The organism is Streptomyces sp. NPDC044061 (assembly GCF_056434305.1).
The window spans coordinates 96,197-118,716 of the sequence record NZ_JBWKFL010000017.1 but is presented as its reverse complement, the minus strand read 5'-3'; the positions used below and the strand labels follow the sequence as shown (position 1 = coordinate 118,716).

Below are 22,520 nucleotides of genomic sequence, written 5' to 3'. Positions count from 1 at the left end.
AATCGAGAAGAGACCGGGAACGAAAAGGGACCCGGAAACCGAGAAGAGGCCAAACCGGGAACAGGCCGGGGAGCGGCATGAGCGACCACCAGGACGGCCCCGACCACCGGCACCGGCGCCCCGAGCGTGTCGACGGCAAGACCGTCGAGGCCCTCGGATCACTGTCCAGGGCGCTGGAGACGACCGAACGGGCACGCGGCCGCCGCCACGACTTCCACCAGCTGACCGGCGGCGCCGACTCACCGCCCGAAGAAGGGAGGACCCGGTGCGAAGCAGCCCTCTGAAAGGCCGGACGGTCGTGGTGACCGGTGCCGCACGGGGAGTGGGTGCCGCGCTCGCGTACGAGATCGCCCGGCGAGGGGGCCGACCGGCGCTGCTGGGCCACGAGCAGGACCTGCTGGAGGAGGTCGCCGCCCGCGTCCCGGCACCGGCCCTGGCGATCGGGGTCGACGTCACCGACGTGCCGGCGCTGCAGAGCGCCGCGTGCGAGGTGCGCCGACGTCTGGGACGCCCCTCCGTCGTCGTCGCGAACGCCGGAATCGCCGAGGGCGGTCCGTTCGCCTCCTCGGACCCTACGGCCTGGCGCCGCGTGATCGACGTCAACCTCACCGGCAGCGCCCAGACGGCCCGGGCCTTCCTGCCGGATCTGGTCGAGACGGCCGGCTACTACCTGCAGATCGCCTCCCTGGCCTCCATCGGCGCGGCACCCCTGATGAGCGCCTACTGCGCCTCCAAGGCGGGTGTGGAGGCCTTCGCGCACGCACTGCGGGCCGAAGTGGCTCACCAACGCGTCGGTGTGGGCATCGCCTACCTCAACTGGACGGACACCGACATGGTGCGCGACGCCGACCAGTACGCCGTCCTGCGGGAACTCCGCCTCCACATGCCCCCGCCGGCCCGGCGGGTCCACCCGGTCGAAGCGGTCGCCGCCCGAGTCGTCCGTGGCCTGGAACGCCGGCGCACCGCCGTGTACGCGCCCGCCTGGCTGCGGCTGGTCCAGCCGGTCCGCCCGGCGCTGCCCGCCGTGGTCCTGCGGGTGGCCCGCCGCGAACTGCCCCGCCTCCAGGCCGAGGATCCGTTCGTCCACACCGGCCTGCTGGGCGCCGGGGGCGAGGCCGACCGGGTGGTGACCGGGGGCTGATCCACCAGTGCGGCAGGACAGCCTTACGACATCCGGAAGAAGGAATCGATGATCATGGCCAAGAAGGAGCGAGGCGGTTCCGGCAAGCAGTTGTCCAAGGGCGACGCGGTGACCTGGAAGAGCCATGGATCCACCGCCGAGGGACATGTCGAGCGGAAGATCACCAAGCGTACGAAGGCCGCCGGACGCACCGTGGACGCCGGGCCCGACGACCCGCAGTACGAGGTCCGCAGCGCGAAGTCCGGCAGGCCGGCGGTCCACAAACCGTCCGCCCTGCGCAAGAAGTGAGCGGAGACGGCGCACGCACCACTCGAGGACGGCCGCCATGCAGACGTTCCTGCCGGATCCCGACTTCCACCGCTCCGCCCTGCTCCTGGACCGCCGCCGCCTCGGCGAACAGCGGGTCGAGGCGCTCCAGGTCCTGCGCGGACTGACCGTCCCGGGCTACGGGTGGCGCCGGCACCCCGCCGTGCGCATGTGGACCGGGTACGAGGAGGCGCTCGTCCGCTACGGCCTGGAGATCTGCCGGGTCTGGCGGGAGCGGGGGCACCAGGACAGCTGCGCCGCCTCGCTCGTCGCCGGTTTCGCCGGGGTGCACCCGGGCGCCCCGGTGCGCGACCAGCCCGACCTCGCGGCCGCCGGGGAACTGCCGCCCTGGCTCGGTGACGAGGCCTTCCACCTCAGCCACCGGTCCGCGCTCGTCCGAAAGGACCGCGACGCCTACGCCGACGCCTTCCCGGGCACGCCCGACGACCTGCCCTATGTGTGGCCCGAGTCCGACCGGGCACGAGACGACGTGTCCGCCCGCCGGTGAAAGCGGGTGGAGCGAGAGACGGGTGGAGCGAGGGACGGGAGACCGCCGTGCTGCCGGACGTACGAGCTCGCCTGGGCGCGCTGCTCTTCCGCCGCGTGGCGGGCCCCGACGGACGGTCCGTTCGTGCGCGGATACACGAGACGCCCGGCACACGGTGGTTCGGGCCCGACCGTGCCATCCGCGTCGTCCACGGCGACGCCGCCATGTTCGTCGGCGGGGTGAGCGTCCTGCTGCTGCAGTCCCTGCATCCCCACGCCATGGCGGCCGTGGCCGCGCACTCCGGTTACCGCGGGGACCCGTGGGGACGGCTGCAGCGCACCAGCACCTTCCTGGCGGTGACGACCTACGGCACGGCGGCCGACGCGCAGGCGGCCGTGGAGCACGTCCGTGGCATTCACGAGAAGGTGCGCGGGAGCACTCCGGAGGGCGAGCCCTATCACGCGGCCGACCCGCACCTGCTCGGCTGGGTGCACGCGGCCGAGACGGAGTGCTTCCTGCGCGCCCACGAGCGCTACGGCGCCCGCCCGCTGGACCCCGCAGGCTACGACGCCTACGTCGCCGACACCGCGCGGGTCGCCGAGGCCTTGGGGGTGACCGATCCGCCGCGCGACCGCCGCGCCCTGTCCGAGCGGCTGGCCGCGTACCGGCCCGAACTGAGATCCACCCCCGAGGCCCGGGCCGCGGCACGCTTCCTGCTTCTCGAACCACCGCTGCCGCTCCCGGTCCGTCCTCTGTACGGCGCCCTGGCCGCGGCCGCGGTGACGCTGCTGCCGTCCTGGGCCCGGAGCCTGCTGCGGCTGCCCCGAGTCCCGCTGGTCGAGGACCTCACGGTCCGCCCAGCGGGTCACCTGCTCGTCGGAACCATCCGCTGGGCGATGAGCCCGCCGCCGAACGGAGGCTGAGGACCGAGGGCGGACAACGGCTCACAGGAGGGCGCCCGCGCGCCCCGGCACTTCAGCCGCCCGTGTTCTCGGCGCGCAGCCGCACCTGCTCCTCCAGGCGTCGCAGGCTGTCGTCGAGGGCGTCGCACACCTTCTGCTCGCCCGGGTCGTGGCTCTCGTCGAAGAAGGACAGGTGCACGGTCACCTCGCTGGCACCGCTGCCGATCCCCGCGACCTGCAGCCAGCCCGCGTAGCTTCCCTGCTCGCGGGTGCCCCACTCCATCCGCATCCGGTCGTTCTCGGCGCGCATCAGGGCCGCGGTGTCCTGGTCCGTGTCGTCCTCGTGGACGGTGACGGCCGGCGGATCCTCGGCCTGGACGTGCAGGGCGTCCGGCAGCCAGGCGTCGAGCTGGTTGATGTTGGCCGCCTGATCGAAGACGTGCTCGGGCTGTGCGGGCATCGTGCGGGAACGTTCGTACTCGGCCATCGCGGCACCGCCCCTCCGGTCGGAATCCGTACCCGGACCGCGTGCCCCTTCTGCTCCGGACGAAAAGCCGGGCCGCCGAGTCGTTCAGCGAGGAGCCCTGCCCGGTGCCGCGGACAACGCCACAGGCTCCGTGTCAGGACGGGGCGAGGACGCAGAACTCATGGCCTTCCGGGTCGGTCAGGCACGACCACGGGACGTCGCCCTGGCCGAGGTCGAGGTCGGTGGCGCCGAGGGCCCGCAACCGGGTCACCTCCGCTGCTTTGTCGTCACCGGGGTACGGCAGCAGGTCGAGGTGGACCCGGTCCGGCACGGTCTTCACGTCGGGCGTGCGGAGGAACTCGAGAAACGGGCCGGCACCCTTGGCGGAGCGCAACACCGCTTGATCGTCGGTCACCTCGTGCAGGGTCCAGTCCATCGCCTCACCCCAGAACCGGGCCATGGCCCGCGGATCCGCGCAGTCGGCCACCACCGCGGCGATCGGCCCGGTGTCCCGGTAGATCTCCCGAGGCTCCAGCACGCAGAACTCGTTGCCCTCGGGGTCGGCGAGGACCGTCCACGGCACTTCGCCCTGGCCCACCTGGGCGGGCCTCGCACCGAGAGCCTGAAGGCGCGCGACCAGCTCCGCCTGATGGGCCGCGGAGGCGGTGGCGAGATCGAGGTGCAGACGGTTCTTCGCCGGCGTCCTGGGTTCCGGGACGGGAACGACGTCGATGCAGACGGCGACCGGGTCAGGCCAGACGGGACCGCCGGCGGGTCCGACGTAGGTGGTCACGCCGGGGCTGTAGGCACTCCAGCCGAGCGCCTCCGCCCAGAACCGGCCGACCGCGGAGCAATCAAGAGCCTTGATGTTCACCTGAACAGGTCGCAGTGCCATGCCGGCGATCCTACGAGCCCGCTCTGCCACGACATGCGCAGATCCCGTCGCCGAACAGGGATCGACTCCGGCCGGGGCCGGGGCCGGCTCCGGGGCTCAGTCGTCTTCATCCTCTCCGTGTCGTCCGTGGCGGCCCCTCTCGTCCCTGCCCCGTCCCGCGTGGGGAGACCTCTCCTGCTTTTCCGCGTCACCGGTCGACGGTGTGGCGGCGACGGAGGGTGAGGCCGCCGGCGACGGGACCTCGGCCAGGGGCGTCCCGCTCGCCGGGGCGGAGCCCGAGGGCGTGGGGGACGGCGGGGAGCCGGCCTCGGAGTTCAGGGTGGCGCCCACCGCCACGGCGGCAGCGAACAGCAGCACTCCCGCGCCGCCCAGCACGGCCTGTGCGACCCGGCCGCGCCGGTCGCCGGAGCGGGAGCGTGCAGCGTGGGAGCATGCGGTTCGGGTGCGGTGGGGCGGGGATGGCGCGGGCGCGGCCGGCGCGGCGGCGGGTTGTGCGGGCCGCTGCTCGTACCGGTTCGCCGTCAGCCAGGCGGCCGCCTGCTCCGCGGTCGGCCGGTGCGCGGGATCCTTGGCCAGCAGACCGAGAACGTACTCGGCCAGCGGGCCCGGAATCCCGGACCGGAGGTGGGTGGGCGGCACGGGGGCGGCGTCGACGTGCTGCTGCACCACCGCCAGACCGGTCGCGCCGCGGAACGGCGGCCGGCCGGTCAGGAGTTCGTACAGCACACAGCCGAGCGCGTAGACGTCGGAGGCCGGCCGGGCGGGCCGCCCGAGGGCCCGCTCGGGAGCCAGGTAGTCGGCGGTGCCGAGGATCTTCCCGGTGGCCGTGAGGGTGCCGGCGTCGTCGGCGAAGCGGGCGATGCCGAAGTCCGTGATCTTCACGGTGCGGTCGGAGGTCAGCATCACGTTGGCCGGCTTGACGTCCCGGTGGACCACGCCCCGACCGTGCGCCGCGCACAGCCCCGCCGCCATCTGCGCCGCGACGAGTGCGGCCTCGTGCGGGGGCAGCGCGCCGCGCAGGGAGCGCTCCTGGGCCAGCGTCCAGCCGTCGATGAGCTCCATGACCAGGTAGAGGCGGCGGTGGTGGGCACCGAAGTCGTACACACCCACCACATGCGGGTGGTTGAGCCGCCCCGCCGTCTGGGCCTCGAGGCGGAAGCGCTCGGTGTCCGCCGCCTCTTCCGTGTGCAGGAGTTTCACCGCCACCGCACGGTCGAGGGTGCGGTCCGTGGCCCGCCAGACCTCTCCCATGGCGCCGCGCCCCAGAGGCTCGTCCAAGTGGTAGCGATCCGCCAGAAGCAGTCCCACCCGCATCCCTTCGCTCTTTGTGACAGACCTGCACGCTCTGGCCCAACTGTCAAGAATTCGGGCACATATGTGGAGTTGTAAAGTCAAGATCATCTTACGTGGCGGCCCTGGCCCTTCGTACGGCCATTGCGGCGCCGCTTCAGTTCCATGAGATCGCTCACCTGTGAATTCCCACAGGATCCGTGCTGTTCGGGCCATGGGTTTGTTAGATTGCGCAACTACGCAACCCAGGTGAGGCCCGCGCTTCGCGGGCCGTCCGCATACCGCTGTGCATGCCCGGCCGCACACCCCGACGGCCCGGTCTGCCGCGCCCGACCGTTCGTGGGAGTGGGAGATGAGCGACCCGTGGGACGGCCCGGGCGGCCAGGCCACTCGCAGCCGTACGGCCCGGGTGCCCGGACAGCGTGCGGCCGATCCCGGCCGACCGCGCCCCACGGGCCCCGACGGATCACGCCCCACCGGCCCCGACGGACCGCGCCCCACGGGTGCCAGGGCCGCGGCCCGGGCCGCCTCCCGCTCGCGCGGCGGCACGCGGTCGAGGCGCCGGGCCCGCCCGGCGGGCCGCGGCAGGCGGCTGCTGAAGATCCTCGCGATCAGCCTGTCCCTGATCGTCGTGGTCACGGCGGGCGTCGGCTGGTGGTTCTACCAGCACCTGAACGGCAACCTCCAGAGCGTCTCGCTCGACGGCAAGGGCGGCACGGAGAAGGCCGACGCCTTCGGCCGGACCCCGATCAACATCCTGGTGATGGGATCGGACGGCCGCACCAGCAAGTCGGACTGCAAGCTCGGCGGCGGCTGCTCCAGGACCGGCGTGCAGACCGGCAGCAACGCGGACGTGCAGATGGTGGTGCACATATCCGCCGACCGCTCGAACGCCACCGTGATGAGCATCCCCCGCGACACCATGACACGGGTCCCGGCCTGCAAGGACAGCGCGAGCGGCCAGTCCACCTCCGGCTACTACGGCCAGATCAACAGCGCGCTGCAGTACGGCCCGGCCTGTCAGGTGGCCACCGTCCACCAGCTCACCGGCATCCCCGTCGACCACTTCGTCAAGCTCGACTTCTCGGGCGTGGTCAAGATGTCCGACGCGGTCGGCGGCGTCTCCGTGTGCGTCAGCGACGACGTGTACGACACCTACTCGCACCTGAAGCTGTCCAAGGGCGCCCACACCCTCAAGGGCGTGGCGGCCCTGGAGTTCGTGCGCTCCCGGCACGGCTTCGGCGACGGCAGTGACCTCGGCCGTACCGTCTCCCAGCACATCTTCCTCAGCGCGATGATCCGCAAGTTCAAGAGTGCGGGGACGCTCACCGATCCCACCGCGGTCTACCGTCTCGCGGACGCCGCCACCAAGGCGCTGACCGTGGACGACGGCCTGGGCAGCGTGAAGAGGCTGATCGCGCTCGCGGACGATCTGAACAAGGTGCCCACGAAGCGGATGACCTTCACCACGATGCAGACCGGCGCGGACCCGAACGACGACAACCGAGTCGTGGTGGCCGCGGGCGCCAAGAGCCTGTTCGCGTCCATCGCCAACGACCAGTCGCTGACCACGGGTTCGGGCAAGAAGTCGGCGGCGGCCACCGCGACCTCGAAGGCCACGGCCACCGCGTCGGCCGTGCCCGCCTCGCGGATCGCCGTGACGGTCGAGAACGGCACCGCCATCACCGGCCGGGCCCTCGCCGTCGCCACCGCGCTCACCGACAAGGGCTTCAGTTCCGGCACGACCACGGCCAACGCCCCGAGCCCCGCGACCACCACCACGCTCACCTACGGCACCGGGCAGAAGGCCGAGGCCAAGACCGTGGCCAAGGCGCTCGGCCTGTCCGCCGCGCACCTGAAGCAGGGTGCCGGCAGCGGCCTCACCCTGGTGATCGGCGGCGACTGGCAGAGCGGCACCACGTACTCCGGTGGCACGGTCTCGCCGACCCCGGCCGACACGAAGGCCGCGGTCTCCAACGCCCACGCACAGACCGCCGACCAGGCAAGGACCTGCGCCAAGGTCAGCCCCTACAAGACGGTCAGCCTCAACGGCGTCGCCATGACGCCGGCCCAGGCGTACGCGGCGGCGCGCGGCAAGCCCGACTCGGACGACTGAACGGCCACCGGACTGAACGGCAACCGGCCGGCGCGACGGCCGCGGCACCGCGACTCGACTGCTCGCGGATGCCCCGGGTACTCGCGTGTGCGAACGTGAGTGTGGCTACTCGGTCCGGTGTAACCGACTTGCGGGATCGTTGGCAGCGAGCCGGCGGCGATCTCAGGAGGTCCGACATGGACGGTTCGCAGCGCGCCCCGGCCGCGGCGGTACGCCGCCACCTGCTCAGTCCGGCGGCACTGGGCTATCTGGCCGTCGTAACGGTCGTCCTGGGCCGGGTCGTGGTGGACGGGCTGTTCGTCGAGCACCAGGACGCGAGTTTCGCCGGTGTGCGGGCGTTCGTGGTCACGGCCCCCACCTCGTGGCTGTTCCTGGCGCTGCCGGGCCCGCTCCCGTGGGTCGGGGTCGTCGTCGGCGCCCTGTTCCAGGCGGCGGTGCTCGGCGCCGCGTACCGCAGGATCTCGGACCGCCTCCACCACCGCACCGGCGCGAGCGGCGCCTGACGGAAGCAACCAGGCCCCGGCCCCCGTACGTCGAGTACGGGGGCCGGGGCCTGGCAGGCCGAGAGTACGCGCCCGACGCCGCGTGGTCCGCCCTGCGGACGGACCACGGGAGTGCGACGACAGGACCTAGCGTGCGGTTCCGAAGTCCTGGGTCCAGTAGCTGTTGGGCTGCGCCAGACCGACGCCTATCTCCTTGAACGCGCAGTTGAGGATGTTGGCCCGGTGGCCGGGGCTGGACATCCAGCCGGCCATGACCTGCTCGGGAGTCGAGTAGCCGTAGGCGACGTTCTCCCCGTAGGTGCTCCAGGTGTAGCCGGCGCGCGTGATCCGGTCGCCGGGAGAGGACCCGTCGGACCCCGTGTGCGACATGTTCTGGTGCGCCGCCATGTCCTGGCTGTGTGCCTGCGCCACCTTGGTCAGGGTCGAGTTCAGGGTCAGGGCCGAGCAACCGACCTTGGCGCGCTCGGCGTTGACGAGTTGCACGATGCGGGCCGTGACCCCGGACGCGGTGGCGGTGGCCTTGGGGGCGCTCGGCGCGGCGGGAGCCGCGGAGGTGGGGGCGGTCGCCTTGGGCTTCGGCTGGGTGGCCGTGGGGGTGCTCTGAGGGGCGGTCGGCGTCTTCGAGGGCGCCGAAGTGGGCTTGCCGGCCGGGTCCTTCTTCCAGTGGCGGGCCCAGTGGTGGGCGTGGTGGCGCTTCCGGGGGTGATCCGGGACGGCGTGCTGCTGCCGGCCCGTGACCGTGTGGTTCCCGGCGCCCGCGGCCAGACCGGCGCCCGTGACCGCAGGGGCGCCCGCGGCCTGGCTCTCGCCGCCGTCCTGCCAGTCGCCACAGGCCATGGCCGCGGTAGGTACGCCCACGGCGCTCAGGGCGACGGCTGCTATGACCATCCGCCGGTAGTGCTGCTTCTTGCGATGCTTCGCCATGCGTGACCTCACCGGTAGTCGCCGAGCGCCGCCTGCCGCGGCGGGCTCTGCGGGGACTCCGCTCCTGAGCTGCGGAGACTTCCTGTGGGTCGTCATTCTTAGAAGGGTCGCATCGCGAGTGCAAAGGCCCTTCGTACTACCTCGCCTCGTAGGTCTGTGCGGCCCTTGCCAAGGGCCGGGGAGCGTGCTGACCCGGTCTGGGTGGTCGGCGAGCAGGGCTGTCGTTCCGTCAGGAACCCGCCAGCTACGGGAGAACGGGTGCACCTGCCGAACCCATGGAACGCCGTCATCCCGGCCGCGGCGGGTGCCTGCGTCAAGACGGACAAATCCCATATGTCGCCAGAGCGGCATCTACTATTCGGCTTCCTGAGCTCTCGAAGGAGGCGTGACGGATGTCACGGAACCGAAGCTTCCGCTTCTCGTCGGCCGAACCACAGGGCGATCTGTGTGCGTGAGCGAAGACCCAGCTTGTCGCGCACCTTGTCCAGGTGCGTGGCGACCGTATGCGCCGAAAGCCCGAGTTCGTCCGCGATCTGCCGGTTGGTCAACCCCTCCGCGACGAGTTCGACCACCATGAACTCCCTGGCGGTCAGCCGCCACGGCTCGTCGCCGGCCCCGACGGCGTCCGGCCCCCGCCGGACCTGGTCACCGCTTCCCGTCCGCAGGGCGTAGGCGACGAGCCGGTCCCCGCGCAGTCCGCGTGCGCCGACGACCGCGGCTTCCCGCGCCGCCGCGGGCAGCAGGGTCCGGGCGCGGGCCGCCGCCTGCTCCATCCTGCGCCGCCAGGGCGCCTCGGGCTCGGTGTCCAGCCGGCGTCGCGCCTGCGCGCTCGCCTCGCACAACCGCAGGGCGCGCTGCATGTCACCGCTCTCCGCGGCCACCAGCGCCAGGCCCTCGACGGGGTACAGCGCGTGGAAACTCGCCCCGGGGGCGATGCGCAGCACTTCGGCGAAGAGGGTCTCGGCGCTCTCCAGCTGCCCCAGAGCCAGCCGTACGGCGCCCGCGGTGTGCAGCGCGGCCGCGGCCCGGGGCCAGGGCGCCCGCTTCCTGAGCACGGGAAGGCACTGCGACATCAGCTCGTCGGCCTCGCGCTCCCCGCCCGCCTGGAGCAGCGCCCAGGCCAGGTGCTGGGTGCACCACGCGACGTCCTGGGGTGAGCCGAGCGAGGCGACGAGGTCCAGGCACGCGCGCAGATCCGTGACGGCCTCGGTGAACTCGCCGCGACACAGCCGCGCCGCCGCTCTGGCGTCGAGTGCGTTGGCGAGTCCGGCGGGCACGTCACGCCGCTGCTCCAGGTTCACCGCCCGCTCGCCCAGGGACAGTGCTCGGTGCGGGTCGGCCTGCTGGGCGGCCACCCGTGCGGCGAGCGCGGCCACCTCCCCGCCGAGTGCCCGGCCGCCGGGCTCCCGCAGCAGTCCGGTCAGCAGTGCGCGCGCGGCCGACGGTTGCTCCTGCTGGTAGTGCACCCGGGCCAGCTCCAGGGTCAGCCGTATTCGCGCCGCCTCGTCCTGGCCGGTGGCGAGGGCCGGCACCGAGGCGAGGTTGTCCCGTTCCGCCGTCAGCGGGCTGCTCGCCTGGTCGGCGAACACGTCCCCGCGATCTCGCTCGGCCACCTCGTGGAGCCATGCGAGGGCGCTGCGCAGGGTGGCGCCCAGCTCGCCGGATGCGCGCAGACGTTCCATGGCGTAGGCGCGGATGGCTCCGAGCTGCCGGAAGCGGGTGGGCGCCGCGTCCCCGGGCAGCCGTACGATCAGTGACTTCGCCTCGAGCGCGCACAGGAGGGGAAAGACCTCTCGCGGCCCGATGCCGCCGCCGGCGCACACCGAGCGCGCCGCGGTCAGGTCGAACCCTCCGACGAGGACCGCGAGGCGCCGGAAGACGGCCTGCTCCGCCGGATCCAGCAGCCGGTGGCTCCAGTCGACGGCGGCGGCGAGCCCGCTGTGCCGGCGGGGCCCGGTCCTGCTGCCACCGGCCGGCAGGTCCAGTTGGGACAACTGGTCGTCCAGGCCCGCGAGGATGTCGCCCGGCGCGAGGGTGCCGACGTGGCGAGCCGCGAGTTCGACGGCGAGGGTCAGGCCGTCCAGCCGTCGGCAGATCTCCGCGACCAGCCGGCCGTTGTTCCGGCCCAGCGCGAATCCGGGCGAGCGGTACGCGGCGCGTTCCACGAACAGCCGTACCGCGTCCGCCCGCAGCAGGGCGGTCACGTCGTCCCCGGCGTCGGCCGGCGGCAGGGACAGCTCGCCGACCCGGAACACGGTCTCCCCGGGCACCCGCAGTGCCTCCCGGCTCGTGGCCAGGATCCGCAGCCGGGGGCAGCGGCCCAGCAGGGTGACGACCAGCCGGGCGCACGGCTCGGCGAGGTGCTCGCAGTTGTCCAGAAGCAGCAGCCGGGAGTCATCACCGATCGCACGGACCAGGACGTCGAGCCCGGTGCGGCCCGCCCGTTCGCCCACGCCCAGCGCGGCGGCCACGGACTGCGTCAGAGTTGCGCCGTCCCGCAGCGAGTCGAGCTCCACCAGGTCGACCCGGGCGTACCGGCTCGGTAACCCCCTGGCGAACTCCAGCGCCAGCCGCGTCTTGCCCACACCGCCCGCGCCGGTGAGCGTGAGCAGCCGTGTGCTCCTGAGCAGCGCGCGCAGGCCCGACAGTTCCTGCCGCCGGCCGACGAAGGAGTCGAGCGCCGGCGGCAGGGCGCGGTCACGGGGTGCCGCGGTCGCCGTACCGGGTGCCGCGGTGGGGGCGGCACCCGACGCGGCGCCCTGAGCCCGGACGGCGTCCCGGGCTGCCGTCCGCCGCCGGAGTGCCCGTTGCCGGCAGGCGTTGGAACAGTACCGAGCCGGCCGGCCGCCGTGCGGCCTCGTGATCAGCGCCGTACCGCATACCTCGCACGTTCGACTCCGGCTCATCCCCGATTCCTGGCCGCACGTTCCCGCGCCGAAACCATGCGCGGCGAGTGGGCGGTGCGCGCGGTGGCCGGCACCGGCACAGGACCCGGCCACCGCTCCCGGACGACCGTCAGGGGGTGGCGGTGGGGTCGATCCCGAGCACGACGGTCCCGGTCACCCCCTTGCTCAGGTCGCTGCCCGCCTGGGTGAGGGTCAGCAGGGTCGAGGAACCACCGTTGCGGTAGATGCCGTCCCTCGCGTTGAGCGTGCGCGTGGCCGTGTTGTTCCGGTAGGGGGACAGGGCGGCGACCCTGGTGTTGTACGTCTCCGGGAAGTAGAGCTGGCCGGTGTGGGAGACGTGGCCTCCGTGATAGGTCCCGTTGGAGACGGTCCCGCCGGCGTGCGTCTTGACGTGGATGTGGAGGGCCCGGCCGACGTACCACCCCGGGTAGACGGTGGTGAACTCCGCGACTCCGGAGGCGTCGGTCAGCTGCACGCCGCGCAGGAAGGTCGTGTCGGGGGTGGATCCGCCGGCGACGTAACCGGAATAGATCCCCAGCGCGTCGCAGTGCCAGATGTCGACGGCCGTGTTGGGCAGCGCGGCGCACGTGGTGCTGTCCGTGACCGTGACGCGAAGGGTCAGCGGAACGCCGGCCTTGCCCTCGGTGATGTTCTTGCGGACCCGTTCCAGGTCCAGGTAGTAGGGCCCCTCGGTCTGCTCGGGCGTGAGGACGCACGCCGCGGTGAGCGGGGGAGCGGTCCGGTCCGCGGTCCGGGGCGCCGCGGCCGCGGCCTGCGTGGCGGCGAGACCCAGTGCGGCCACGCCGAGCGTGGCGCCGCCGAGGGTGGCGATGACGGATCTGCGGGTGGCGCCGGCCGGACCCTCGGCCGGCTCGGGGGCGCGCTGCGGGTCCGTGGCGTTGTGGTGGGGGGTGTCAGTCATGCGGCGACAATGGCGCGCACGACGTTCCACGGGATCGCTCGGACGAGCGACGAGATCGGACGCGTTACGAAACCCGCGCGGGCCCTTCCGGCGGACCTCAGGAAAGCCGTCGCGCGTCCTCGGGAACGGGGGGCAGGGCGAGGTGCGCGAGATCGCCCGGCGGGGGTGTGGTCACCGGCCACAGCGGAGCGGCCTCCCCGTCGGCCAGCGCGGCCGGCGCGTCGGTGAGGTTCATGCGCTCGCGCAGCCGGCCGTAGAAGTCCATGGGACCCAGCCTGACCGCCTTGAGCCGGCGCGGAGCGGCGTACACGCCGATCCAGTCCCCGGGGTTGAGCACACCGCGCACCTGGCCGTCGATGCTGACGGCGGCCTGGCCCGACCGCTCCAGCACCCGCATCGCGATGGGCTCGTCGGGGGCGGCCACCACCGACCGGTTGAACACCATGTGCGGGGCCACCGGCGTGAAGACCAGGCCCTCCGCGCGGGGCGAGACGACCGGACCGCCGGCCGCGAAGCTGTACGCGGTCGAGCCCGTGGGCGTGGCCACCATCAGCGCGTCGGCGGAGTACGACGCCAGGAGCCGTCCGGCCAGATAGACGCCGACCGACACCTGCCGGTCCCGGGACAGCTTCTCCACGACGACGTCGTTCAGCGCGGTGACGTTCAGGGCGACCCCCCAGTCGTCACCGACCTCGCATTCCGTGCGCACCCTGGGCGCGGGCAGCGTCGGTCCGTGGCCGTAGCGCACCGCCGCCTCCAGGTGCTCGGGCACCTTCAGCCGGCACGACGCCCGCAGGGTGAGAAGCATGCGGCTCTCCACGGTGATCCGTTCCTCCCGTACGGCGTCCAGCGCCGCGCGCACCGCCGTGGCGGGGACCTCGGTCAGGAAGCCGACCCGCCCGAGGTCGACGCCGAGGACCATGGCGTCGTTCTCGGCCGCCAGCCGGGCACCGCGCAGGAAGGTGCCGTCGCCGCCCAGGGTGACGATGAGGTCGGGATCGCCCGCGGCGTCGACCTCCTCCCGGGCGCTGTGCCGCTCGCCCTCCTGCCACACGTCGATGTCGGCACACCCCACGGCGTGCTCGGCGCACCACTCACGTACGGCGCTCGCGGCGGCCACGGCCTGTGCCCGTCCGCCGTGAACGACCAGGCCGACACGGTTCACCGTCATACCCGCCTCCCAGCCGGTTCGCCCAGAGGGTCATCCTCGCCACGAACCCAGTCTGCGCCTCGCACGCCACGCCGCCGGAGCCTGTCGCCCGGGGCCCGCGTTCCGGCTCCTGCGTGCCGATCCGGCCCGGTTCCTGTCACGGGGGCGTCACAGGTGATCCACAGCGGAACCCCTGGTCAGATGGCTCTGTCTGAGTCCGTGAGCACCGGCGCGGAGCCGGTCGACCCAGCACTTCCGACCTCGGGGGACCCCATGCAGCACCGAAACACCATCCGTGTCACCGCGTCGGCGATGGCCGCGATCGCGGCCGCGCTGTCGCTGACCGCGTGCCAGTCGGGCGACAGCGACCGGGCGGCGGAGGCGCCGTCCAAGACCCCGGCGACGGCGACCGCGTCCCCCACGGCGACCTCTCCCACCGCCCCGGCCACCAAGGCGTCGCAGCCCTCCACCGGCAAGACGTCGACCCCCACGGGCGCCCCCGCCTCCCCGGCGTCCGACACCTCCGGCACCGCGCCGACGTGCGCGGTCGGCGCTCTGGAGGCGACGGCGTACCAGGCCGCCGACCGTCCCGACGGCACCGGAGTCGGAGCGGCGGTCGTCGAGTTCACCAACACCTCCGGCAAGGCGTGCACCCTCTCGGGCCACCCGTCCGTGGCCGGAGCGGGCAACGGCTCTCCCGCGCACAACGTCCCGCTGTCGGTGACCCCCACCGGATCCGCGTCGAGCGTGCGGGTCGCGCCGGGCGGCAAGGCCTGGGTGAAGCTGACCTTCGTACAGGTGCAGGGCGAGGGAGACGGCTACTGCGCGTCCGGCGCGAAGCCCGTCGTGTACCCGACGCTGGTGGTCGGCCTGCCCGGTTCGGGGGCTCACCAGGTCGCCCTGTCCGACGGTGAGTTCGCCGAGTGCGACAACAAGGTCACCGCGACCGCGGTCTCGGCGGCGAAGCCCTCCTGACCGCTGCTTCAGAAGCAACCCGCCCCCGTCCGGCACGGGGGCGGACGGCCTGGAGCGGGCCGTCAGTGGGCCGTCGTGGCGGACACGGCGGCCCGGGCCGCGCGTTCCACCAGGGCGACGCCGTCCTTCATCGACGTGTTGCCGTCCGAGAGCACCGCGACGAGGTAGTGGTGGCCGCCCGCCGTGATCCGGCCGACGCTGTTGACGTCCCACAGGTCGTTCGTGTCGCGCTGCAGCCAGCCGTTCTTCAGGGCCCACCCGGAACCCCCGGCCGCCGAGACGCCCCAGGACTGGTCGGCGGCGACGCGGCTCATCAGCGTGCGGATGTAGGCCCGGGAGGAGTCGCTGAGCGCCGCCGCGGAGGCCGCCTTCGGGGTCTTCCCGGTGCCGAACACCGCGCGCAGCAGCCGTATCTGGTCGCTCGCCGTGGTCCTCGTCAGACCCCACTTGGCGCCCGGGCCGCCCTGGGTGGAGGTCAGCCCCAGCCGCTTGTTCGCCGCCTGGAGGCCCGGGGCGAGGCCGATGTGCCGCCAGAGGTTGTTGGCCGCCGCGTTGTCGCTGTGCTCGATCATGGCCTCCGCCCGGTCGCGCTCCGGCGCGGTCAGGGCGTGCCCGGAGTCCTGCGCCCGGAGCAGTGTCGCTGCGAGGATGTCGACCTTGATGATGCTCGCCGTGTCGTAGGGCGTGTCGCCGCCGTACACCGCGGGCTTGCCTCCGGTGCCGTCGAGGTCGAGCACCGCGGCCGTCACCCGCGCCTTGCCCTTCGCCTGCACCGACTTGGCGAAGTCGGCCGCGGTGGAGCCGGACGGCGTCGATGCCGGGGCCGCCGACGCGGTCGCCGGCGAGACGGCCGTGGGCAGCGCCGACGCCATGGCCGCGAGCAGGCCGCAGGCCGCCGCGCGCCTGCCGAGGAGGCCGCGCCTTCCCTGGCTCCGCGGGTGCGACATGGGGCGGATTCGGTACGCCATCGTGGGGGGCCTCGGCAGTTCGGAGTCAGGGACACGGAACTGCGAACCTAAACAAAACGCCCGCTCCGCGAAGTGACCGCTGCCACGGCGGGCCCCTTTTGGGCATGGATTGTGAGCAGAACAACACATTCGTGCGTGCGGTCGAGGTGTCAGGGGCATCCGGAACGCATCGCCCGGCAACGGGGCGGACGGCAGAGGAGGACGTACCGCACGTGACCGCTTCTCGCGCTGCGTGACGCCATGGGCGCCCCGTGGCCGTCAGCAGTCGTGATCGCACCGACGGGGGAAGAATGTGACCTGAGAGGCACACCGGGCCCGGGAGGCGTCATGAGCACATCAGCGGAGCCGAGGGTGTCCGGCCTGGAGGTCCGGTCCATCGACTACATCCCCCTGGACGAACGGCACGGCAAGCTCTGGCATCTGGGCCCGCTTTGGTTCATGTCCAACGCCCAGATCGCCACCCTGGCGGTCGGTCTGGTCAGCATCACCGAGGGTGGCAACCTCATCTGGTCCCTGCTCGCCATCGTCGCCGGCACCCTCATCGGCACCTTCTTCATGGCCTTCCACTCGGCCCAGGGCCCTCAGCTGGGCCTGCCGCAGATGATCCAGTCTCGGCCCCAGTTCGGCTATGTCGGCGCCCTCCTGGTGTGGCTCTTCGCCTATGTGCAGTACGCGGGATTCAACGTCTTCAACAGCATCCTCGCCGCCGACGCCATGCACACCACGGTGCACGGCAAGGTCAACCTGTGGGTGGTCGTGGTCACGGTGATCGCGCTGGTCATCGCGCTGGTGGGCTACGACATCATCCACAAGGCCGAGCGCGTCCTGACCTACGTCTTCCTCGTCATCTTCGGGGTCTTCACCGTCGGCGTCCTGGTCACCCTGCACTATCCACCCGGCTCCTTCGACCTCGGCGCCTTCAAGGCGACGCCGTTCCTCGCCCAGTTCGGCGTGGTCGCCGGCTACCAGATCAGCTGGGCCATCTACGTCTCGGACTACTCGCGCTACCTCCCGCCGGACGTGACCGTCCGCAAGACCTTCTACTGGACCTACTTCGGCTCCGCGCTCGGCGGTATCTGGCTGATGGTGCTCGGGTCGCTGCTCGCAGCCTGGGCCGGCAAGAACTTCGACACGATTCCGTCGATCAACGCCGCGGGCGACAAGGTGTTCGACGGGTTCGGCGCGATCGTCCTGCTCTTCTCCGCGCTGGGCCTGATGTCCGTCACGGCGCTGAACATGTACGGCGGTTCACTGACCCTGATCAGCGCCATCGACTCGTTCAAGCGGGTGCGGCCGACGCTCGGCGTACGCCTGGTGACCCTCGGCCTGACCGCCGGGCTCTCCCTCATCGGGGCGCTGGCAGCGACCTCGGACTTCCTGGACAACTTCGAGAACTTCCTGCTGCTGGTCCTCTACCTGTTCATCCCGTGGACCGCGGTGAACCTCATGGACTACTACGTCGTGCGCCGCGGGCACTACGCCATCGCCGAGATCTTCAATCCCAACGGCATCTACGGCCGTTGGGGCTGGCACGGCATCATCTCGTACCTGGTGGGCTTCGCCTTCATGATCCCGTTCTTCTCCGTCGGGACCCTGTACGTCGGCCCCGCCGCCAAGGCGCTCGGCGGAGCCGACATCTCCCTGTTCGTCGGACTGCCGGTCTCGGCGGTCCTGTACTGGTGGCTGACCCGCTCCATCGACGTGCAGGCGGAGATGCGCGTGGCCGAGGCGGAGGCCGCGGAACTGGAGCGGGCGGCACACGAGCACCGCGAACCCTGACCCACCGGCACGGGCTCTCGCCCGCCCGCACCGGCGACAGAATGACGTCAGGCCGGTTCGCCCCGCCAGGCGCCGTCGCGCCGGGCCCAGCGCACGGCGGGCGCCACGGCGAGCCCGGCCACGGCGAACACGACGCCGAGCACCGCCCAGCCGAGCGCGCCGTGGGCGATCGCGGTGACCGTGACGAGCGCCGGCCCCGCCATCATCCCCGCCGACATCCCGGCTCCGAACACGCCCTGGTAGACACCGTGCGCACGGGCGTCCGCGAGTTCGTAACCAAGGGTCCAGCCACCCGCGGCCGACAGCACCTCCGCGAAGACCTGCACCACCGCACCGGCGGTCAGCGCCAGCACCGCCCACACGGGGGACAGGCCCGCGGACAGCGCGTACACCGCGCAGGACGCCGCCAGCAGCAGCCCCGCCCAGCCCATCGCCCGTACGGCGCTGGGCACTTGGGAGGCTCGGCGGGCGACCCGGACCTGCAGCAGCGCCACCAGCGCACAGTTCACGATCATCAGCAGCGCCGCCGTCCAGCGCGGCGCCTCGGTCCGTTCCACGATCCACAGGGGCAGCCCGACCTCGGACAGCGTGTACTGCACGACCAGCACCGCGTTGAGCACGGTCACGGCCAGGAAGGGCAGGTCACGCACCGCGCGCCAGCGGCCGGCCGCCGGGGCTCCGGCGTCCGGGACCGCACGCTCACGCACATGCGGCGCCAGCGGCAGCCGCGGGACCAGCAGCGCCGGACCGGCGAAGGACAGCGCGTTCAGCACGATCACCGTCAAGTACGCTCCGCGCGTGTCCAGTTGGAGGGCGACCGCGCCCAGGGCACCGCCCACGCCCATCCCGACGTTCGTCACCATCCGCAAGTAGGCCCGGGCCTCCACCCGCGTCCCCGCCGGCAGCACGTCGGCATACAGCGCGCCCTGCACACCGCGGCTCGCCATCTGCAACCCCGTCGCGCAGATCACCGCGACGAGGAACCCGGCGTAGGAGTGCACCAGCGTGTACGCGGCCGTGGCGATCCCCGTGCCGCCCCACAGCAGGGCCCCGACCCGGCGGGCGCCCCACCGGTCCGCGGCCCGCCCTGCGGGCACGCCGGCGGCGACGCCCACCAGACCCGCGACCGTCAGCCCGAGCCCGACCGCCGTCACGTCCAGGCCGACGATGCGCGTGAAGTACAGGACACCGAGCGGGAAGTACAGGCCGTTGCCGAAGGAGTTGACGGCGGTCAGGGCGGTGGCGAGGCGCAGCGCCGGGTCGGCAGGCAGCAGCCCGCCCGCGCGGGTGGCGCGGGGCGCCTCGGGACTGCCGTCCTGGTCAGGACCCTGCGAAACTGATGTCGTGGTCATGTCGGACAGCCAACCCGGTCTCCTCGCGCGTCCGACAATGATTTAGCGTGGCGCTCAATGATCGAGTTCGGTTTCCTCATCGGCGACCTCGCCACCACCTCCTTCGCCTATTCCCCGCTGCAGGAGGCGGTGTTCTCGCTGCGCTGCCTGCACGACCCGGCCCGGTACCCGCACCACCGGCCCTGGCTGCGCCGCATCCGCCCGCGCCTGGACTCCCTCGACCGCGAACTGCTCACCGCCCTGATCGCCCCCTGGCTGTGGGTGCCCGACTTCCTCACTCCGCGCCCCGACCGAGCGCGCCCCGCCTTCGCCGAGGAACTCGACGAGGTCCGCCGCACCCCGCCGGACGTCGTCACCGCCGACTTCCACGCCACCTACCGCACCGGCGACGCTCTCCCGCCGGTCGTCGCCCGAGGCCTGTCCGACCCGGCGGCCTTTCTCCCCCGGCTCGCCGACGCCCTCGACGCCTACTGGCAAACCTGCCTCAGCGACGGCTGGTGGCCGCGCGTGCAGAGCATCCTGGAGGCCGATCTCGCCCACCAGGCGCGGGTCTTGGCCGAGCAGGGGGCGGCGGAGCTGTTCGCCGGTCTCGACCCGCGGCTCGTGTGGACCGGCGACCGGCTGCTGCTGACCCGCTCGGGAGACACGGCCCCCTGGCCCTCGGCCGACATCCGCATCGCGGGCCGCGGCCTGGTGCTGATGCCGACGCTCTTCGCCCGCGGCGCCCAGACGGTGCTCGACCCGTCACGACCACCGATGCTCATCTATCCGGCGCGCGGCCGCGCCACACTCTCCGAGGCACCGCCCCCTGTCACCGACCGCGCCCTGGTACGACTTCTCGGCCGACCCCGCGCCCGCCTGCTGAGCCTGCTCGCCGAACCGGCCTCCACCACCGAACTCGCCCACCGCCTGAACGTCACCCCCGGCGCGGTCAGCCAGCACCTGGCCGTCCTCTACGACGCCGGCCTGCTCAGCCGCACCCGCCGCGGCCGTACCGTCCGCTACGCGCGCACGGCCCTGGGGGACGAACTGTGCCGTTGAAGGGAGTTGAGGAACACCGGAACAGGTGCGGGCCCGAAAGCGGACGAAAGACCCCGCTTCCATGATGGCCCGATGGCGTCGATCAAGCATTTGCAAGTCACCTTCGACTGCGCAGAACCCCAGCGCGTCGCCCGCTTCTGGTCAGAGGTGCCGGGATACGTGGCACCGCCGCCACCGGAGGGGTCTGCCACTTGGGGCGATTTCGATCGCGCACAGCCCCCTGAGTATCAGGGTCCGGGGTTCGCATCATGCGCCGACCCCTCAGGTGTGGGCCCGCGACTGTTCTTCCAGCGTGTTCCCGAAGGCAAGGTCGTCAAGAATCGAGTGCATCTCGACGTGCGGGTCGGCGCCGGGCTCGTGGGCGAAGAGCGCGTGGCCGCACTCGAGGGCGAATGCGCACGCCTCGTCGCACTCGGCGCGGTACGCGTGCGACTGCTGCGTGCCGATGGCGTCAACGAGTCGTGCCTCCTGATGGCAGGACATCGAGGGCAACGAGTTCTGTCTCGACTGAGCGGCCGCGAACGCGGCACCTCCGCGAGCCGAGTTCGCCGTCACGAGGGCCGGTGGCGCCGGCCGCGTCGAACGACTTCAACGACGAGCCGGCCGTCCGGCCCGTGCCGCTGTGAACGAAGGGCCGGGGAGCGGCCCCTCACCTGCCGTCACCGGCGCGGCTGCCCGAGGGGCCGCGGCCCCGGGCGCCCCGGCCGCTTGACCGCCTGGCCGACGATCACGGTCTCGGCGCCCTCGACTCCCAGGGCGCCCAGGTCCTCGGTGATGAACCGGTAGAGGGCGGCCAGATCCCGCACCCACACGGCCACGTGCAGATTGTGGCTGCCCGTGGTGGCGAAGGCGCCGTGCACCGCGGGATGCACGGCGAGCGCACGTCCGGCGGCGTCGAGCCTGCCGGGCGGAACGCGCGCCATGACGTTGGCGTCGATCATCGACGGGGCCGTGCAGTTCCTGCAGGATCTCCCGCACTTCTGCGTGAGCCTGGCGCTGGTGCGCGACGGCGAGCCGGTGGCGGCCGCACTGCACGCGCCGCTGCTCGGCGAGACGTACCTCGCTTCGCGCGGTGGCGGCGCCACCCGCGACGGCCGGCCGATCGCGCCGTCGGCGAAGACGGACCCGGCGGCCGCGCTCGTGGCCACCAGCCAGCCCCCGTTCGTCGCGCGGCACCCGGGCGCGGCCGAGGAGGCGGGCCGCTCCCTCGCCGCGGTGCTGCCGCTCGTGGGCGCGGTACGCAATCTGGGCCCCACCAGTTGGCAGATCGCCGACACAGCGGCCGGACGCCTCGACGCCTTCTGGCAGTTCGGCCGGGACAACGCCAACCTGCTGCCCGGCGCCCTCGTCGCACGGGAGGCGGGCGCGGTCGTCACGGACGCCGAGGGCGCGCCATGGACCTCCCGCTCGGACAGTTTCCTCGTCGCGGCCACCACGCTCCACGACCCGCTGCGGCGGGTCCTGGCAGGGCGGGCCGCGGCCCCGAGCACCGCGGCACGCCCGTGATGCCGGGCGCGTAAAACGGCCGGGCGACGCTCAGCGGATCGTGTCCATGCGCTGGGTGCCGATGACCGACAGCAGCCGCAGTGCCTCCTCGGAACGCGAGCCGGGGGCGGCGGTGTAGATCACCAGCTGCTGGTCCCGGTCGCTGATGTCGAGAACGTCGCAGTCGACCGTGACCGGACCGACCAGCGGGTGCTCGAAGGTCTTGCGCAGGGTTGGTGCGGCGGACACGTCATGGGCGGCCCACAGCCCGGCGAACTCCTCGCTCCCGGCGAGGAGTTCCGCCACGAGGCCGGTCATCTCGGGGTCGTCCGGGTAGCGTGCGGCGGCGGCGCGCAGGCGCCTGACAGAGACCCGCGCGAACGCGTCCGCGTCGGACACCCCGTACAACCGCCGCCCTCCGGAGCGCGGACCGAGGAAGACCTTGCGCACCAGGTTGCGGTCGCGCCGGGGCAGGGCGGAGAAGTCCTCCATGAGGGCCGCCGCCAAGTCGTTCCAGGCGAGCACCTCGAACGTCGCGGACGTCACGATCGCAGCCGCCTGCGGCAGCCGGTCCAGCAGGTCGAGGATGCTCTGCCGCACCTCACGGGCGGGCCCGGGCGGCGGGCCGGGCGGTGCGCCGGCGAGGTGGTGGAGATGGTCGCGTTCGGCGTCCGAGAGACGCAGCGCCCGGGCCAGCCCCGCCAGCACCTCGCGGGACGGCCGCGGGCCGCGTGCCTGCTCCAGCCGCGTGTAGTACTCGGTCGAGATGAAGGCCAGTTGTGCCGCCTCCTCGCGACGCAACCCCGGCGTGCGGCGACGCGGCCCGGCGGGCAGCCCCACCTCGGCCGGGGTGATCCGCTCGCGCCTGCTGCGCAGGAAGGCCGCCAGTTCCCTTCTGTCCACACCCCCAGT

The 22,520-nt window shown here is 72.7% G+C and carries 22 protein-coding genes and 1 pseudogene; 12 read left to right on the top strand and 11 right to left on the bottom strand.

What is annotated here, in order from left to right:
• Positions 1 to 77 precede the first annotated feature (77 nt).
• From AC07CM_RS27340 to AC07CM_RS27320, 5 genes are read left to right on the top strand one after another with little or no spacing between them, the layout of a single operon-like run.
• Positions 78 to 284 carry a hypothetical protein gene (locus AC07CM_RS27340; RefSeq protein ID WP_478879190.1) on the top strand — a complete coding sequence of 69 codons (207 nt, stop codon included), beginning with the start codon at positions 78 to 80 and terminating at the stop codon, positions 282 to 284.
• Positions 266 to 1,141 carry an SDR family oxidoreductase gene (locus tag AC07CM_RS27335; protein WP_478879082.1) on the top strand — a complete coding sequence of 292 codons (876 nt, stop codon included), beginning with the start codon at positions 266 to 268 and terminating at the stop codon, positions 1,139 to 1,141. The genes AC07CM_RS27340 and AC07CM_RS27335 overlap by 19 nt, the downstream gene beginning before the upstream one ends.
• 54 nt (positions 1,142 to 1,195) lie before the next feature.
• Positions 1,196 to 1,429 (top strand): hypervirulence associated TUDOR domain-containing protein, encoded by a 234-nt coding sequence (locus AC07CM_RS27330; protein WP_478879081.1) that lies wholly within the window; start codon positions 1,196 to 1,198, stop codon positions 1,427 to 1,429.
• A 37-nt stretch (positions 1,430 to 1,466) separates the two neighbouring features.
• The gene (locus AC07CM_RS27325) at positions 1,467 to 1,955 is read left to right on the top strand and encodes an MSMEG_6728 family protein (RefSeq protein ID WP_478879080.1); all 489 of its coding nucleotides are present in this window, start codon (positions 1,467 to 1,469) and stop codon (positions 1,953 to 1,955) included.
• Between the two features lie 47 nt (positions 1,956 to 2,002).
• The gene (locus AC07CM_RS27320) at positions 2,003 to 2,857 is read left to right on the top strand and encodes an oxygenase MpaB family protein (RefSeq protein ID WP_478879079.1); all 855 of its coding nucleotides are present in this window, start codon (positions 2,003 to 2,005) and stop codon (positions 2,855 to 2,857) included.
• 52 nt (positions 2,858 to 2,909) lie between these two features.
• Here the strand turns inward: AC07CM_RS27320 and AC07CM_RS27315 are convergent, their stop codons facing one another.
• The 3 genes from AC07CM_RS27315 to AC07CM_RS27305 form a co-directional block, all read right to left on the bottom strand.
• The gene (locus AC07CM_RS27315; RefSeq protein WP_478879078.1) at positions 2,910 to 3,323 is read right to left on the bottom strand and encodes an SRPBCC family protein; all 414 of its coding nucleotides are present in this window, start codon (positions 3,321 to 3,323) and stop codon (positions 2,910 to 2,912) included.
• A gap of 133 nt (positions 3,324 to 3,456) precedes the next feature.
• On the bottom strand, positions 3,457 to 4,197 hold the full coding sequence (locus AC07CM_RS27310) for a VOC family protein (RefSeq protein WP_478879077.1): 741 nt from the start codon (positions 4,195 to 4,197) through the stop codon (positions 3,457 to 3,459).
• A gap of 96 nt (positions 4,198 to 4,293) precedes the next feature.
• A complete protein-coding gene (locus AC07CM_RS27305; RefSeq protein WP_478879076.1) occupies positions 4,294 to 5,511 on the bottom strand; it encodes a serine/threonine-protein kinase in 1,218 nt (405 codons plus the stop codon).
• Positions 5,512 to 5,839: 328 nt separating this feature from the next.
• On the opposite strand from AC07CM_RS27305, the gene AC07CM_RS27300 reads away from it, so the two are divergent.
• Together AC07CM_RS27300 and AC07CM_RS27295 are read left to right on the top strand one after the other, a co-directional pair.
• Positions 5,840 to 7,603: an LCP family protein gene (locus AC07CM_RS27300; protein WP_478879075.1), complete on the top strand. Its 1,764-nt coding sequence runs from the start codon at positions 5,840 to 5,842 to the stop codon at positions 7,601 to 7,603.
• A gap of 176 nt (positions 7,604 to 7,779) precedes the next feature.
• The gene (locus tag AC07CM_RS27295) at positions 7,780 to 8,106 is read left to right on the top strand and encodes an SCO4225 family membrane protein (protein ID WP_478879074.1); all 327 of its coding nucleotides are present in this window, start codon (positions 7,780 to 7,782) and stop codon (positions 8,104 to 8,106) included.
• A gap of 126 nt (positions 8,107 to 8,232) precedes the next feature.
• Here AC07CM_RS27295 and AC07CM_RS27290 read toward each other — a convergent pair whose 3' ends face one another.
• The 4 genes from AC07CM_RS27290 to AC07CM_RS27275 all read right to left on the bottom strand — a co-directional run bounded on the left by AC07CM_RS27290 (position 8,233) and on the right by AC07CM_RS27275 (position 14,029).
• Positions 8,233 to 9,030: a CAP domain-containing protein gene (locus AC07CM_RS27290; protein ID WP_478879073.1), complete on the bottom strand. Its 798-nt coding sequence runs from the start codon at positions 9,028 to 9,030 to the stop codon at positions 8,233 to 8,235.
• Positions 9,031 to 9,425: 395 nt separating this feature from the next.
• Entirely contained in the window at positions 9,426 to 11,936 is a 2,511-nt protein-coding gene (locus tag AC07CM_RS27285; protein ID WP_478879072.1) for an ATP-binding protein, read from the bottom strand.
• Positions 11,937 to 12,045: 109 nt separating this feature from the next.
• Positions 12,046 to 12,858, bottom strand: a complete 813-nt coding sequence (locus AC07CM_RS27280; protein ID WP_478879071.1) for an intradiol ring-cleavage dioxygenase — start codon at positions 12,856 to 12,858, stop codon at positions 12,046 to 12,048.
• 97 nt (positions 12,859 to 12,955) lie between these two features.
• On the bottom strand, positions 12,956 to 14,029 hold the full coding sequence (locus AC07CM_RS27275) for an NAD(+)/NADH kinase (RefSeq protein WP_478879070.1): 1,074 nt from the start codon (positions 14,027 to 14,029) through the stop codon (positions 12,956 to 12,958).
• A 252-nt stretch (positions 14,030 to 14,281) separates the two neighbouring features.
• On the opposite strand from AC07CM_RS27275, the gene AC07CM_RS27270 reads away from it, so the two are divergent.
• Positions 14,282 to 14,983, top strand: a complete 702-nt coding sequence (locus AC07CM_RS27270; RefSeq protein WP_478879069.1) for a DUF4232 domain-containing protein — start codon at positions 14,282 to 14,284, stop codon at positions 14,981 to 14,983.
• A 62-nt stretch (positions 14,984 to 15,045) separates the two neighbouring features.
• On the opposite strand, the gene AC07CM_RS27265 is transcribed toward AC07CM_RS27270, so the two are convergent.
• The gene (locus AC07CM_RS27265) at positions 15,046 to 15,930 is read right to left on the bottom strand and encodes a serine hydrolase (RefSeq protein WP_478879068.1); all 885 of its coding nucleotides are present in this window, start codon (positions 15,928 to 15,930) and stop codon (positions 15,046 to 15,048) included.
• Between the two features lie 348 nt (positions 15,931 to 16,278).
• Between AC07CM_RS27265 and AC07CM_RS27260 the strand changes: the two genes are divergently transcribed.
• Positions 16,279 to 17,730 carry a purine-cytosine permease family protein gene (locus tag AC07CM_RS27260; protein WP_478879067.1) on the top strand — a complete coding sequence of 484 codons (1,452 nt, stop codon included), beginning with the start codon at positions 16,279 to 16,281 and terminating at the stop codon, positions 17,728 to 17,730.
• Positions 17,731 to 17,777: 47 nt separating this feature from the next.
• Here the strand turns inward: AC07CM_RS27260 and AC07CM_RS27255 are convergent, their stop codons facing one another.
• A complete protein-coding gene (locus tag AC07CM_RS27255) occupies positions 17,778 to 19,082 on the bottom strand; it encodes an MFS transporter (RefSeq protein ID WP_478879066.1) in 1,305 nt (434 codons plus the stop codon).
• Positions 19,083 to 19,139: 57 nt separating this feature from the next.
• On the opposite strand from AC07CM_RS27255, the gene AC07CM_RS27250 reads away from it, so the two are divergent.
• On the top strand, positions 19,140 to 20,123 hold the full coding sequence (locus AC07CM_RS27250; protein WP_478879065.1) for an ArsR/SmtB family transcription factor: 984 nt from the start codon (positions 19,140 to 19,142) through the stop codon (positions 20,121 to 20,123).
• Positions 20,124 to 20,195: 72 nt separating this feature from the next.
• Positions 20,196 to 20,634 (top strand): annotated as a pseudogene (locus AC07CM_RS27245) (VOC family protein).
• Positions 20,635 to 20,782: 148 nt separating this feature from the next.
• Here the strand turns inward: AC07CM_RS27245 and AC07CM_RS27240 are convergent.
• The gene (locus AC07CM_RS27240; RefSeq protein WP_478879064.1) at positions 20,783 to 21,064 is read right to left on the bottom strand and encodes an Lrp/AsnC family transcriptional regulator; all 282 of its coding nucleotides are present in this window, start codon (positions 21,062 to 21,064) and stop codon (positions 20,783 to 20,785) included.
• On the opposite strand from AC07CM_RS27240, the gene AC07CM_RS27235 reads away from it, so the two are divergent.
• On the top strand, positions 21,045 to 21,629 hold the full coding sequence (locus AC07CM_RS27235; protein ID WP_478879063.1) for an inositol monophosphatase family protein: 585 nt from the start codon (positions 21,045 to 21,047) through the stop codon (positions 21,627 to 21,629). The genes AC07CM_RS27240 and AC07CM_RS27235 overlap by 20 nt on opposite strands.
• A gap of 30 nt (positions 21,630 to 21,659) precedes the next feature.
• Here AC07CM_RS27235 and AC07CM_RS27230 read toward each other — a convergent pair whose 3' ends face one another.
• Positions 21,660 to 22,511: a helix-turn-helix transcriptional regulator gene (locus AC07CM_RS27230; protein ID WP_478879062.1), complete on the bottom strand. Its 852-nt coding sequence runs from the start codon at positions 22,509 to 22,511 to the stop codon at positions 21,660 to 21,662.
• Between the last annotated feature and the right edge of the window lie 9 nt (positions 22,512 to 22,520).